A 15,967-nucleotide genomic window follows, 5' to 3' on the forward strand; every position below is an offset into this window, starting at 1 on the left:
GGCTACTTCCTATTCATTAATTACAAATCCTTCTGCACGCATCTTGGTGAGAAGATCCTGCCAGCGAGAAATCTTTTTACTGTCGCCCACGCGCTTGTTTTTACCTGCCTGCGGGATCCATAACCCTTCACCGTTGAAGGAGTAAACCGGCAGCAGGTCATTACGCTGTGTCGCGGGTAAAATAGTGGTTTTTAAGTTATCCAGAATTAACGGTACCGCGTCGGGCGTGGCGTACCAGGCGACAACCATATGCGCCTGATTTAACTGCAACGCTTTGACATAGGTGATTCGAAGCTGGCTGGCTGGCACGCCCAGTTCACGCAGGGTGAAATATTTCGCCAGCGCGTAATCTTCGCAGTCGCCCGCCCCTTTGCGTAAGAATTCAATCGGCGTTGCCCAATAATCCTGCTGTCCCCATACGGCGATATCATCACGAAAACGCATGCGGGAATTAAAAAACTGATTAACGCGGTTTAATTTATCCTGAATAGTGCCCTGCGGCGGATTTTTAAGCAATGCCGCCCACTCATCGATATTGCGCTGCGCCGTTGGCGTGGCGGGGCCGTATAGCTGCTGGCTGCGCGAGTTGATGGTGTTGAAATCCCAACTGGCGCCGAGGCCAGGTGAGAGCACGAGCAGCAGCGCCAGCCAGAATGCCAGCCAGCGTTGCCAGAGTGTGCGACGGCTCAGTCGAACGTTCACGCGCGGTTCTCGACCCCTTTATTTTCGCGGGCGGCCAGTGCCTGCATCTCCTGCCACCAGGTCTGCCAGAGTGTGGCAACCTGTTGTTCAGAATAGCGTGTGGCGTGGCGCAGGGCGTTTTCCTGCATTTGCGCACGTTGCTGCGGGTTCTGTAAAACCTCAATCAGCGCCTCTGCCAGCGCGGTTTCATCATTCGACTTCACCAGAATTCCGGCACCGGAATTTTCCAGCAAATCGCGCGGGCCATACTGGATGTCAAAACTGACCAGCGGCGTGCCGTGGGCGAGTGACTCCAGGCCAAACAGTGAAAAGCCTTCATGGCTGGAACACAGAACTGCGCAACTGGACTGACGATGTAGTAATTCCAGTTCGTCGGTCCGATCGTGAAGATAAATATGTTTATCCAGATGATTAGCGATAACCCATTGTTCAAGTTCTTTTTTTATTCCGCCGGAACCATATGTGTGTAGCTCTGCATCCGGCATTTTTTCCACAACCTGAGCAAAGACTCTGAAAAGAAGTTGATGCTGTTTTTCAGGGGCATAACGCGCCATATAGAGCACCCGTTTGCCGGCGTTTTTCTGCGGATTTACAACCGGCAGAGCAAGCGTCAGATGATGGGGTATAACGAGTAAGCGTTTTGCGTTGGAGATAACCTTCGCCAAATCATGCTTTTGCGCGTCAGTCAGCACAATAATACGGTCGAGCAGCGTTGCGTCGCGCAACACATGTCGATATGCCTGTTTAAATTCACCGTCTTCCCGTTGATGCGTCGAGTGAATTACCGACGTCAGGGTCGCATTCAGCCAGTTTTTGGGTTTTGAAGAGACAAACTCCCGCCACGGCAGATTTTTATCAACCAGAAAATGCCACGTGGTTTGCCTGTCCAGATTATGCGCCAGCATGGCGGCGGCGAACTCCTCTTCGCTGGCATAGCGGCGTTCATGGTCTGTGAAGCGCAGCTCAATGCCGGAAAGATACGCCGTGCCTTTCAGAGAGCGATAGTGCCGACGCAGCACGATTTTCTGCGTGGGCAGATGGACAAAATCTTCGTGACTGAGATTGCCCTCCGCGCCGACATACCGACGCGCCGCGAGAATGTTGCGGCTGTCTTTACGCGTTTGCGCACGCGTGCCGGGGCGCAGTTCCTGCATCGGGCGAATATCACCGCGCTCCAGCATGGCTGGCAGCCAGTCATAAACGGTCAGCGCTTTAACCGGCGCGGGCAGTTTTCCGCTTTCATTAAGCGCCTCCACCGTGCGCGCCAGCTGCGGGTTCCAGCTGGAAGTGATCACCCACGGCGAAACGCCGAGCTGGCGAATAAACAGCGCGCAGCGGCGGATGGAGGCGATTTCAATCCCGTTGCCTTCATGGCGGAAATTACCACACAGGAAAACCAGCTGCTGCGGACGACTCGCCTGCTGGAGGCGATATTTACGATAGGCCACATAGCCGGAAAGATAGTGTTCGACGTCATCAATGCGCACGCGATAGCTGTGATGGCGAATGAAAAAGCTGCCGACAATTTTTTGCGGATTTTTGAAAAACATCGCCAGTTCCGGCCAGAAAAAACCGTTAGCCAGATAACGGGCGCGGTACTCCAGCGCACGGTAAAATTTATCGACGTCAAAATCAGCCAGCAGATGCCGGTGGGTATCATCGGCCTGAAGACGCTCAATCATGCGCTGCGCCGCCATCATCAGTTCCAGCAGCGTCGGGTAGGTGGTCACTCTTTTCAGCACGAAATCGAGATGATCGCGCACGTTGTCCAGCCCGAACTGATAGTAGCGGGCCTGCGGGCGATAGCGCGTCAGCTCGTTCACGCAGTAGCTTAACCAGTGATCGTGCGCCTGCCAGTGTTTCCGGGCGATAAAATTGTCCATCGCCCGTTCAACAATTGACAGCCAGCGCGGGTTTTTGGTCAGCCCGTACAGACGCATCAGTGCGAATGCCGCTTCTCCGTCGTAGTAAATAATGCGCTGTTCTTCTTTCAGCGAAAGATCGGCGGCATGCAGCACGTGAACAAATGCGCCGCTTTCGGCGTTTTGCATAAAGGCAATACCGTTCGCCAGGCGTTCCATTTGCGCCAGATAGCGCTCATTTCCCGTCAGTTCGCTGTATTTTGCCATCGCCAGAATGCACACGGCGTTGCCGCCGAGTTTAATCTCATCGCCGGTGTCCACCAGAAAATCGGCGTCGCTGCCGTCGGGCAACGTACAGGTGCGGATAAGCTCGCTGGCGAGATCGTGTAGCGCGCGTTCGATGGCGGCAAACTGCGTGTTGTTCTGCGTGACTTCCCAGCCTTCTAACAGCGCGTAGGTCGAGCTGGCGTGGCGCAGGGCGTTATAGGTGGGGATCGCGCGATCGAAGCAGGGGAACCAGCCGTAATGAAAGCGGCCCGATTTTTTAACCTGCCGTGCAAGATAATCACTGGCCGAGTGGATCATCGGCTCCAGTTCATCCTGCCAGTGCGGGAGCTGGCGATAGCCTGAATGCGGCCCGCCAGATTCAAGAGGATATGCCCGATTACCGTCGCTGAACGCACCAAGGGTGGTAAAACGCCAGAGGGTTTTTTCCGGTGCGTCCGGCCAGTGCAGTTCGCTGCCAAAACGCTGACGCGTATAGCTGACCAGGTTTTTATCGTTAGGGGTGGCGACGCCTTCGGTGCCCACGTAGAGCAGGGCGTTGGCGGCAATTTCTTGTTCAAGCAGGGCGTGCTCAAAGGTCTCGGTGAAGCTTAAGCCAAAGCGGAAATAGTTACGCTTGGTTTTGCGCAGTTTATCTTGCAGCGCATCCCAGCGTAGCGCTTCAACGTGATTGACGACATCCACGCGTAGCCAGCAAGGTTGCGTGGTTTGCTTCTGCGCCCAGCGTTGCAACGCTTTTGCGCCCGCAATCCAGGCATTGTCCAGCGTATCACCACGGGCTTGTTCGATGTGAGCACGTTCCTGACCATTACTCACGCTAAAAAAAAGCACATAACCCGGAACGTGAGAAGCATCGGCGGCAATATTAAATTGCTCAACCAGAGGCCGGGTTTGCGCGAGCAAATGGCTCAATGACATATCGGTATCCTGCTGCGCGAAGAAAATCCCTGTGTTTTATAAGATAACATTATAGCGTTCGGCCTGGATATTCCGCATTCGCATGGATTAGTGCGGGACTCCCTTTTTCAGAAAACCGATCGAGTTATACGCCAGGCCGCTGATTGCGCCCTGGCGTGATATTACCTTTCGCGCAGGGCTTCGGCTTTGGCGCGTAAAATCGGTTTCAGCAGGTAGCTGAGCACGGTTTTTCTGCCGGTCATGATATCGACCGAAACCACCATGCCTGGAATGATCAACAGCGGTTTCTCTTCATTACCGAGATGGTTACGCTCCGTGCGCAGGCGGATCTGGTAGAAGCTGCGACCCTCTTTGTCGGTGATGGTGTCAGCGCTGATGTGTTCCAGTGAGCCCTTCAGCCCGCCATAGATGGTGTAATCATAGGCGGTAAACTTGATCATCGCTTGCTGGCCCGGATGTAAAAAAGCGATATCCTGCGGGCGTACTTTGGCTTCAACCAGCAGCGTATCGTCCAGTGGAACAATCTCCACCAGTTCGCTACCCGGCTGGATAACGCCGCCGATGGTTGTCACCAGCAACTGCTGCACCACGCCGCGTACCGGTGAGGTGACCAGCGTACGGTTGACCCGATCCTCAATCGCTTTACCGGAAGCTTCCGTTTTGCTCAGGTTGGTGCGGGCCTCGTTGAGCTCCGCCAGAGCATCACTGCGATAGCGACCTTTGGCTTCGGCGATCTTACTTTCAATCTCTTTGATCGCCGATTGCGCGCGCGGGATCGACAAGATCACCGAATCGAGCTGGCCGCGCGTTTCCACTTCCGAACGGCGCAAACGCAGGACTTCGACTTTCGAGATAGCGCCCGCGGCAACCAACGGCTCCGACATCCGCACCTCCTGCTGAAGCAGGCCAAGACTGTTACGGAACTGCACCTTTTTAGCTTCGAAATCCAGCAGCTCCTGACGTTTTTGCGACAGCTGTTCTTCGAGGCCGGAAATCTCACTACGAAAACGTTCGCGCTGGGTGTTGAACAACTCGCGCTCGCCGCTGGCGATGCCTGGGGCATCGCGCTCAATTTCCGGGCTGATTTCCAGCGGTTTGTCGTCAATTTGCGCCTGCAGGCGCGAGATGCGCGCAATCAGCGCATTGCGATCGGCCTCGCTTTCGCCCACGTTGGAGCGAAAACGCGTGTCATCCAGGCGCAGTAACGGCTGCCCGGCTTCCACAATTTGCCCTTCATGAACAAATACTTCCGAGACGATCCCACCTTCCAGGTTCTGGATCTTTTGCAGGCGCGATGAGGGAATTGCTTTTCCTTCGCCGCGCGTCACTTCATCGACCTGAGCGAACGAGGCCCAGACAACAAAGGCGATGAAAAACGCAAAGCAGGCCCAGAGGGTGATACGTGTTGAACGCGGCGCGCCTTCGGTGATCACGCCGTTGATGTCATTGACCGTGAAGGGCTTCTCCGTAGAGAGGAGGCCCATACGGCGCAGGAGTGCTTTGATAGCCTTAGTGACTCGCATGGATTTGCCCCTTCTTCAGCGCCGCCAGGACGTTATCGCGAGGCCCATCAGCAATAATGCGGCCACGATCGAGAATAATCAGTCGGTCAACCAGCGCCAGCATCGACGCGCGGTGCGTCACCAGCAACATCGTTTTGCCACACGTGTTTTCTATCAATGCGCGGCGCACTGCGTCTTCGGTGGTGTTATCCATTGAGCTGGTAGGTTCATCGAGCAACAAAATTGGTGGGTCGAGCAGCAGCGCTCGCGCCAGTACCACCGCCTGACGTTGACCGCCAGAGAGATTCAGCCCACGCTCGCCAACCTGCATGTTGTAGCCATCCGGGTGTTTACGGGCAAACTCATGTACACCTGCCAGACGCGAGGCGCGGAGCATGACATCATCATCGACATAGCTTGCGCCGTAGATCAGATTTTCACGCAGCGTGCCGCTGAACAAGTGGATATCCTGTGGGCCATAACCGATATTGTGGCGCAGATCGTTTACGTCGATTTGATTCGCGTCCATGCCATCTATCAGTATTTCGCCCGTATCGGGCTGGTAGAAACCGATAATCAGCTTCGCCAGCGAGCTTTTTCCCGACCCGCTTCGGCCAATAATACCCACTCTTTCGCCCGGTGTGATGGAGAAGGAGATGGCGCGGAGCGAAGCGTATTTCTGGTCCGGATAAGTGAAGGTGACGTTCTGAAAGGCAATCGCGCCCTGTAATTTTTCGCGCGCGACCGAAGGCGCATCTTCCTGACGCTCCTGCGGTAAATCCATCATGTTTTCGGTGGTTTCCATCGTCATGCGCGCCTGCTGATAACGCGTGACGAGCCCGCTGAGTTGACCCATCGGCACCAGCGCGCGTCCGTTCAGCATGTAGCAGGCAATCAGGCCGCCCATACTGAGGTTGCCATCAATAATGAGATAGACCCCGGCGACAATCATCGCAACACCAGAGAACTGCTGTAGCCAGGCGGTAAAGTTGACCGCCAGCGTCGAGAGCGTTTTTACCCGCAGCTCTTTTTTGCTCAGCGTGCCCAGCGTGTTTTCCCACAGATACTGACGCTCGCTTTGTGCATTGTTCACTTTGATGGCATCGAGGCCGCTCAGGGTTTCAATCAACACCGCCTGGCGCTCTGAGGAGAGTTTCATGGTGTCGTCGATGGTTTCATTGAGCGGTCGCTGAATCAGCCAACTGACGACCAGCGCCAGCGGAAACGCAACCAGCGGGATAAACACCAGAGGGCCGCCGATGATACCAATCACCAGCAGCATCAGCAGGGTGAACGGCATATCGATAAGCGTAGCGAGCGTAAGTGAAGAGAGGAAATCTCGCAGAGACTGAATTTCGTGGATGTTTTGCGCGAAGCTGCCCAGACGCGCAGGGCGCGCTTTCATCGCCATCCCGGTGATTCGGCTGAACAGCGACGCCGAGACGATCATGTCGGTTTTCTTCCCGGCCAGATCAAGACAGCGGCTGCGCAAGGTTTTCAGCAGTAAATCAAACAGAAAGGCGACGGTGATACCAATCGCCAGCACCCACAGTGTTGAGGTCGCCTGATTGGGCACCACACGATCGTAGACGTTCATCACAAACAGCGGTGTACACAAGGCGATGACGTTAATCAGGAAGCTGGCAACGATAGAGTCAGTGTACAGCGTACGCGAGAGTTTTAGCGTATCGCGAAACCAGGTTCGGGTTCGGGGTATGAGCGCCGTTTCGCTGCGTTCGCGCTGGTGCATCGGCTGAATAAACAACGCCACGCCGGTGTATTCATCCGCCAGCGTTTGCGCATCAATCGACAGCTCACCACCGAGCGTTTCGCTTGGCAGAATGCGCGCCTCGCCGTGTTCGCTCCAGCCAAGCAGTACGGCAGTGCGGTTGCCTTTGAGTAACACAATGGCGGGCAGAGAGACGGCGGTGATTTTTTTCAGCTCACGCTTGAGCATGCGTACCCGCAGATTAGCGCGGGCGGCGGCGCGTGAGAAAATTGCCAGCGTGAGTCGGTTTTTTACCAGTGGTAATCCGGCGGTTAACGAGACGCGACTGGCCGGTCTGCCATGCAGCATGCAGATGGCCATCAGGCTATCCAGCAACGGATCGTCGTGAAGTGTACGTGGGTCGATGCCGATATCTTCCTGATTATCAACAGTATCGCCGCCGGAAGAGGGGATTGAATGTAGTGCCATATTTTATGTCCTTATAACAATACCGGCTGTTAATACAGAGGGAGCTGGGCTCCCTCTGTATTAACGATTTATTTCAGGTCCGGTAATGACTGCTGATCCTCAACCCAGGTCGCCTCACTGGCTGATGGCGGTTGAATGGACATTGACTTCAGTAATTCGCCCGTACGCGCTTTAATTCTATAGCCGGAAAATAATTCAACGTATTGCATTTCAATATTTCGGCGCTGCGCAGTGAATACTTCATTTTCACTGTCGAGCAAGTCTAATAACGTACGCTCGCCGATACTGAATTGCTGGCGATAGGCGTCACGCACTTTATAACTCTGGTCAGCATATTGCTGTGCAATCGGAACTTGCTGCTGCGCATTTTTTAATGCGTTCCACGAAAGACGTAATTCTTCCGTTAATTGACGCTGCGCATTATTTCGTACATCTTGTGCTTCACGTAATTTATAAGCATTTGATGTAAGATTTGCCTTATCTGTCCCGCCATTAAACAGGTTGTAGCGCATACGCAACATCGCCTGCCATTCCTGGCTGTGGCCGCGGGTGCCATCGATATTGTTATCCATGGTACGGCCTGCCTCGATATTCACATTCGGGTAGAAGGTGGATTTCGACGCTTCATACTGCTGGCGGGTTGCTTCAACATCTGACTCGGCCAGTTTCAGCAGCGGGCTGTTGTTCAGCATCACTTTACGCGCATCTTCGAGGGTGCCTGGCGTGGCGACCGTCGTAGGCTGGTTCAGCGCCTCGGCTTCGCTTCCGGTGATACTGAAGAAGTTGGTGCGTGCATCTTCCAGATTGGTTTGCTCGGTCAGCAGATTATTTCGCGCCTGGGCCAGACGGGCTTCGGCCTGCTCGTAATCAGCCTGACGGCCTACGCCCTGCTGGGTTCGCAGGTTGATCTGATCAAAGATACGTTCATGGCTGGCAAGATTTTCTTCCGCCAGTTTGACGAACTGCTGGCGCATCAGGACATCCATATAGACCTGAATCGCACTCAGCGCGGTGGTTTCGCTGCTGTTGCTTACCCCGTAGGCGCGGGAGTTAACGGTGGCTTTCTGGCGGGCCACTTCGCTGGTGGTGGCAAAACCGTTGAAGACGTTTTGCGTCAGCATCAGCGACGATTCGCTACGGTGCAGGTTACGGCGGTGATCGTTCGCCGCGCGGGTGGTGGCGTTATCGGTTTGCTCCCAACCGGTTCCGGCATTTAAATTTAATGACGGTAGATATCCGCCTCTTGCGGCTTTCAAATCATAGTCAGCTGAATATCGGCTATTGATTGAGGCGCTAACTTCTGGATGTGTGTTAAGAGTGTTCTTAATGGCTTGTTCGAGTGTTAATGCGTGCGCGGAGCCAGTGACAAATAATGGCAACGACAAAGCAAGCATAACCGTATCGCGCTTTTTCATGATGTTATCCCTTCGCATTGAATATCCCAGTCGACTGCTAAGATAAACCAAACACGAAAGACTTCGAGTGTTTAAATACGCTGTTTTACAAAAATAATAAAAAGATATTATTACTCATACAGGTCTGAATATATATATTTGAATTACTGGTCTGAATATAGTCTGTTAATCAATAAAGCGAACTATAAAGATAACCTTATCATTTGTTTCCTGAATATATAAGAGGAAATAAATAAATTTCCAAAATGATACGGAATTAACACTCCAAGGAGAGATGCCATGTCAACGGTTATTGGAACAATCAAAGCAATTATAGGGCAAGCCTGGATTGTTGCCTCAGATGGTACCCGCCGTCAGGCGACAGAAGGTGAGCAGGTGATGCGCGGCGAACAGATTGTGACCGAGCAGGGCGCAGTCACCGTGACCTTACCGAATGGTAAAAATCTGGATCTTGGCAGGGCAAGCCATTGGGGTGATGACACTACGGTAACGGCATCAACAGAGAACTCACCGCCGCAGGATTTAGCGGCTGCCCAACAGGCGATTGCGGAAGGTGCTGACCCCTCGCAGGTGCTTGAAGCTACCGCTGCGGGTAACCCGGTTACCTCCTCAGCGACGGGCGAGGCGGGAGACGGTGGAGAGGGGCATACGCACGTCGTGCTGGACCTGACCGGGCAAATTCTTGACCCCACGGCGGGATACCCCACGGACGGCATTGACGCCACGTTCCCGGGGCCGCTGGAAGAGGAGACGTTGCTGGAAACAGACCAGGACGTCAACGATACCGATGATGACCCCATTATTACGCCAGAGCCTCCCGTTCCCCCAGTCCTTCCTGAAGCCAGTATTACCATTGATGCCATCGCCGGCGACAATATCATTAATATGCGTGAAGCAATGCAGGAGACCACAGTCGTTAGCGGTAAGACGGGGCACGACGTTCGTCCGGGCGATGTGGTCACGGTGACGGTCAACGGCAATCATTATCAGACCACTGTACAGGCAGATGGCAGTTGGTCAGTGAATGTGAATACCAGCGACCTGCTTGCCTCTGGCGATGTACAGGCCAGCGTCACCACGCGCGATGACAACGGTAATGAAGCCACGGCGAGTGCGCAGAGTAGCGTTGGGCAGGCGGCGTTAAACGTTGAGGTGGATATTGACCCGATTGGTGGGGACGGCTGGATCAACGCCGAGGAAGCGAAGGCGGAGAACACCACCATCACCGGTACCGTGGGCGGCGACGCGAAAGCGGGTGACGTGGTGCATCTGGAAGTGAACGGCAAGCCGTATGAAGCAGTGGTTCGAGAGGACCTGACCTGGAGCACCGAGGTGAAAACTGCGGACCTGCTGGCCGATCCGGAAGTGAACGGCACCATTACCATAAAAGATGAAGCCGGGAACGAAGCGACGGCCACGGCGGTGGAGCCGGTGCAGGTCGATACCACGCTGCCGACGGTCACGCTGGATATTGATGTGATCGCGGGCGACGGCTGGATCAACGCCGAGGAAGCGAAGGCGGAGAACACCACCATCACCGGCACCGTGGGCGGCGACGCGAAAGCGGGTGACGTGGTGCATCTGGAAGTGAACGGCAAGCCGTATGAAGCAGTGGTTCGAGAGGACCTGACCTGGAGCACCGAGGTGAAAACTGCGGACCTGCTGGCCGATCCGGAAGTGAACGGCACCATTACCATAAAAGATGAAGCCGGGAACGAAGCGACGGCCACGGCGGTGGAGCCGGTGCAGGTCGATACCACGCTGCCGACGGTCACGCTGGATATTGATGTGATCGCAGGCGACGGCTGGATCAACGCCGAGGAAGCGAAGGCGGAGAACACCACCATCACCGGTACCGTGGGCGGCGACGCGAAAGCGGGTGACGTGGTGCATCTGGAAGTGAACGGCAAGCCGTATGAAGCAGTGGTTCGAGAGGACCTGACCTGGAGCACCGAGGTGAAAACTGCGGACCTGCTGGCCGATCCGGAAGTGAACGGCACCATTACCATAAAAGATGAGGCCGGGAACGAAGCGACGGCCACGGCGGTGGAGCCGGTGCAGATCGATACCACGCTGCCGACGGTCACGCTGGATATTGATGTGATCGCAGGCGACGGCTGGATCAACGCCGAGGAAGCGAAGGCGGAGAACACCACCATCACCGGTACCGTGGGCGGCGACGCGAAAGCGGGTGACGTGGTGCATCTGGAAGTGAACGGCAAGCCGTATGAAGCAGTGGTTCGAGAGGACCTGACCTGGAGCACCGAGGTGAAAACTGCGGACCTGCTGGCCGATCCGGAAGTGAACGGCACCATTACCATAAAAGATGAAGCCGGGAACGAAGCGACGGCCACGGCGGTGGAGCCGGTGCAGGTCGATACCACGCTGCCGACGGTCACGCTGGATATTGATGTGATCGCGGGCGACGGCTGGATCAACGCCGAGGAAGCGAAGGCGGAGAACACCACCATCACCGGCACCGTGGGCGGCGACGCGAAAGCGGGTGACGTGGTGCATCTGGAAGTGAACGGCAAGCCGTATGAAGCAGTGGTTCGAGAGGACCTGACCTGGAGCACCGAGGTGAAAACTGCGGACCTGCTGGCCGATCCGGAAGTGAACGGCACCATTACCATAAAAGATGAGGCCGGGAACGAAGCGACGGCCACGGCGGTGGAGCCGGTGCAGATCGATACCACGCTGCCGACGGTCACGCTGGATATTGATGTGATCGCAGGCGACGGCTGGATCAACGCCGAGGAAGCGAAGGCGGAGAACACCACCATCACCGGTACCGTGGGCGGCGACGCGAAAGCGGGTGACGTGGTGCATCTGGAAGTGAACGGCAAGCCGTATGAAGCAGTGGTTCGAGAGGACCTGACCTGGAGCACCGAGGTGAAAACTGCGGACCTGCTGGCCGATCCGGAAGTGAACGGCACCATTACCATAAAAGATGAAGCCGGGAACGAAGCGACGGCCACGGCGGTGGAGCCGGTGCAGGTCGATACCACGCTGCCGACGGTCACGCTGGATATTGATGTGATCGCAGGCGACGGCTGGATCAACGCCGAGGAAGCGAAGGCGGAGAACACCACCATCACCGGTACCGTGGGCGGCGACGCGAAAGCGGGTGACGTGGTGCATCTGGAAGTGAACGGCAAGCCGTATGAAGCAGTGGTTCGAGAGGACCTGACCTGGAGCACCGAGGTGAAAACTGCGGACCTGCTGGCCGATCCGGAAGTGAACGGCACCATTACCATAAAAGATGAAGCCGGGAACGAAGCGACGGCCACGGCGGTGGAGCCGGTGCAGGTGGATATCACGCTGCCGACGGTCACGCTGGATATTGATGTGATCGCAGGCGATGGCTGGATCAACGCTGAGGAAGCGAAGGCGGAGAACACCATCATCACCGGCACCGTGGGCGGCGATGCGAAAGCGGGCGACATGGTGGTGCTGGAAGTGAACGGCAACCGCTATGAGGCAGAAGTGCAGGGCGACCTGACCTGGAGCACGGAGGTGAAAACTGCCGATCTGCTGGCGGATCCGGAAGTGAACGGCACCATCACCATTCAGGATGAGGCCGGGAACGAAGCGACGGCCACCGCGATGGAGCCGGTGCAGGTGGATATCACGCTGCCGACGGTCACGCTGGATATTGATGTGATTGCGGGCGACGGCTGGATCAACGCTGAAGAAGCGAAGGCGGAGAACACCACCATCACCGGCACCGTGGGCGGCGATGCGAAAGCGGGCGACATGGTGGTGCTGGAAGTGAACGGCAACCGCTATGAGGCAGAAGTGCAGGCCGACCTGACCTGGAGCGCGGAGGTGAAAACCGCCGATCTGCTGGCGGATCCGGAAGTGAACGGCACCATCACCATTCAGGATGAGGCCGGGAACGAAGCGATGGCCACCGCGATGGAGCCGGTGCAGGTGGATATCACGCTGCCGACGGTCACGCTGGATATTGACGTGATTGCGGGCGACGGCTGGATCAACGCTGAAGAAGCGAAGGCGGAGAACACCATCATCACCGGCACCGTGGGCGGCGATGCGAAAGCGGGCGACATGGTGGTACTGGAAGTGAACGGCAACCGCTATGAGGCAGAAGTGCAGGGCGACCTGACCTGGAGCACGGAGGTGAAAACTGCCGATCTGCTGGCGGATCCGGAAGTGAACGGCACCATCACCATTCAGGATGAGGCCGGGAACGAAGCGACGGCCACCGCGATGGAGCCGGTGCAGGTGGATATCACGCTGCCGACGGTCACGCTGGATATTGATGTGATTGCGGGCGACGGCTGGATCAACGCTGAAGAAGCGAAGGCGGAGAACACCACCATCACCGGCACCGTGGGCGGCGATGCGAAAGCGGGCGACATGGTGGTGCTGGAAGTGAACGGCAACCGCTATGAGGCAGAAGTGCAGGCCGACCTGACCTGGAGCGCGGAGGTGAAAACCGCCGATCTGCTGGCGGATCCGGAAGTGAACGGCACCATCACCATTCAGGATGAGGCCGGGAACGAAGCGATGGCCACCGCGATGGAGCCGGTGCAGGTGGATATCACGCTGCCGACGGTCACGCTGGATATTGACGTGATTGCGGGCGACGGCTGGATCAACGCTGAAGAAGCGAAGGCGGAGAACACCATCATCACCGGCACCGTGGGCGGCGATGCGAAAGCGGGCGACATGGTGGTACTGGAAGTGAACGGCAACCGCTATGAGGCAGAAGTGCAGGGCGACCTGACCTGGAGCACGGAGGTGAAAACTGCCGATCTGCTGGCGGATCCGGAAGTGAACGGCACCATCACCATTCAGGATGAGGCCGGGAACGAAGCGACGGCGATTGACAATGAGCCGGTTAAGATCGACACAACGATTAACGTAGTTGTTACGATCGACCCTGTTACGGGCGATGATTTCCTGAGTTTCTCCGAAACGAATAAGCTACCAAACGAAGATTCACCGTCAATCAAAGTCACCGGTACTGTTACCGGCGAAGCCACAACCGATGATTTCGTCGAGGTGAAAGTTGGCGATGTCACTATCAAGGTGCCGGTTCAGGATGATGGCGAAGGCAACTTGTTCTGGGAAGCGGAATTCACGGCTGAAAACCTGATGAAAAATCCGGAGGTCAGTGCGTCAATTACCGTACAGGACGAAGCAGGTAATATTGCAAGTGATTCCACCGAACGCCCGGTCACTATTGAAACAGGGAATGTGATCACGGGTAATGAATACGATAACGTGCTGGAAGGTGGAGAAGGCACAAGTGACGTCATTATTGCCGACACGCAAGGTTTCCAGCAGCAGCCAGGACAGGACTATAACATCGCCTTTATCGTAGACAGTTCCGGAAGCGTGGGGGCGAAAGATGTTGAGGCCATTATTAAGTCGCTCACACAGGTCTTTAATACGCTTTCCCAGAATGCTCAACTTGATGGTTCAGGTGAGGTCAACATTCTGTTGGTTGATTTTGATGCTCAGGTGAACTTCGCTGTATCGGTCAACCTTACTGACAAAAATGCATTGAAAACACTGACGGATGCGTTGGCGAATATGAAAAGCGGCGGCGGTACGAACTACGAGGATGCCTTTAAAACGGCAGCCAACTGGTTTACTGAGATGGGATCTGACGGCGCCGAGAACCTGACCTACTTTATTACCGATGGGAAACCGACGTACTACCAAAGTAATGAGATTTCCAGCATTGACGTTGACGGCCGACAAGGCAGTACCACGATGCTTGACTTGAGTACAGTCGATTACAAGGAAGGCACCGCTTTCTCAATGAACATTGATGGTGTAGATCGTGTTGTTATTGATGCCGCCGGTAACGTTTACTCGTGGTCAACGAATAGGTCGGGAAACTGGGTTTCAACCAAAGAAGGAGAGCTCTACAAAAACGGCAAGGGCGGGTATGAAATCTCAACGCGTGCGGGGAATGGGAGTTCGACCACCAATACAACGACGTCGAATTCAAAAAGTGCTTTTGCCCTGCTTTTGCTGGCTTGTGACAACGTTGAAGCGATTGGTATCAACAACGGTATTAGTGCGAATGACCTGGAACCGTATGACTCCGATGGTAACGTAATGGCAGGAATTGCCGCAGATGAATTGGCGAATGCCATTCTTGGCGGCGACGATGTTCAGATGGCTGGCGCTCAGGATACGGTTCACGGAAATGCCGGGAACGATATTCTTTTTGGTGACATGGTGTTGTTTGGCAACAGCAACGGCTTTGCGGCTATCAAAGAGTATGTCGCCGGAAAATTGAATGTTGACGCCAGCCAACTGGATGTATCCCATATATCACAGTACATCAGCGAGCATCCTGAAGAGTTTGACCAGTCTCAGAATGATGGCGGTAAAGACGTTCTGTTTGGCGGCGTAGGTGATGACATTATCTACGGTGGCGGTGGTGACGATATTCTTGTCGGCGGCAGCGGTGATGATGTGCTGTTTGGTGGCAAAGGTGATGACATTCTGATTGGCGATGGTTTTGATAGCTCGGCTGAACTTGCCAGCCACATGGGCACTACCGTTGGCGATCTCACCTTCGATAAAGTGGCGGATTACGTTGTTCAGAATAGCGATGAACTTGGTGCTATGGGTTCGGGTAACGATATCCTCCATGGCGGTGAAGGCGACGATATTCTGCTCGGCGGTGGCGGTAACGACATCCTTAACGGCGGACTTGGGGACGATATCCTCTATGGTGGAACCGGAAATGACACCCTAACCGGTGGTAAAGGTGACGATATCCTCACGGGCGGCTCTGGCAGCGATACCTTCACCTGGCTGAAAGGCGATGACGGTCATGATGTGATTAAAGATTTCAATGCAGAAGAGGGAGATCGTATCGATCTCAGCGATTTGCTGGGAGGCATTACCGAAAGCCTTGAAAATTACCTTCAGGTTATTGATGACGGGAAAGGAAATGCTGTCATTGAGATTAGCACCAGTGGTCAAATTATGAATGGGGCTAACGTCAGTATCACTGTGGAGGGCTCCTCAGTGGCTGATATAAATAGCTTACTGGCTAACCCGGATAATACCTCCATCATAATCTAACCCGACCCA

6 protein-coding genes are annotated in these 15,967 nt (G+C 55.2%); 1 reads left to right on the plus strand and 5 read right to left on the minus strand.

Translation table 11 applies throughout. The annotated features are described in order from the left end of the window. Nucleotides 1-9: 9 nt before the first annotated feature. From lapG to AC1MKH_RS01845, 5 genes are all read right to left on the minus strand, one after another. A complete protein-coding gene (gene lapG, locus AC1MKH_RS01825; protein WP_276224749.1) occupies nt 10-702 on the minus strand; it encodes a cysteine protease LapG in 693 nt (230 codons plus the stop codon). Further along, on the minus strand, nt 699-3,767 hold the full coding sequence (locus tag AC1MKH_RS01830) for a glycosyltransferase (RefSeq protein ID WP_276224750.1): 3,069 nt from the start codon (nt 3,765-3,767) through the stop codon (nt 699-701). Before AC1MKH_RS01830 ends, lapG begins: the two co-directional genes overlap by 4 nt. 161 nt (nt 3,768-3,928) lie before the next feature. Then, the gene (locus tag AC1MKH_RS01835; protein WP_420851447.1) at nt 3,929-5,251 is read right to left on the minus strand and encodes an HlyD family type I secretion periplasmic adaptor subunit; all 1,323 of its coding nucleotides are present in this window, start codon (nt 5,249-5,251) and stop codon (nt 3,929-3,931) included. A gap of 25 nt (nt 5,252-5,276) precedes the next feature. Further along, nucleotides 5,277-7,466 carry a type I secretion system permease/ATPase gene (locus tag AC1MKH_RS01840; RefSeq protein ID WP_276224751.1) on the minus strand — a complete coding sequence of 730 codons (2,190 nt, stop codon included), beginning with the start codon at nt 7,464-7,466 and terminating at the stop codon, nt 5,277-5,279. Nucleotides 7,467-7,534: 68 nt separating this feature from the next. After that, nucleotides 7,535-8,881, minus strand: a complete 1,347-nt coding sequence (locus tag AC1MKH_RS01845) for a TolC family outer membrane protein (RefSeq protein WP_276224752.1) — start codon at nt 8,879-8,881, stop codon at nt 7,535-7,537. A gap of 279 nt (nt 8,882-9,160) precedes the next feature. Between AC1MKH_RS01845 and AC1MKH_RS01850 the strand changes: the two genes are divergently transcribed. Then, nucleotides 9,161-15,958, plus strand: a complete 6,798-nt coding sequence (locus tag AC1MKH_RS01850; protein WP_488451596.1) for a retention module-containing protein — start codon at nt 9,161-9,163, stop codon at nt 15,956-15,958. Nucleotides 15,959-15,967: the final 9 nt, after the last annotated feature.

Source organism: Pseudocitrobacter sp. CD920760 (assembly GCF_057782505.1).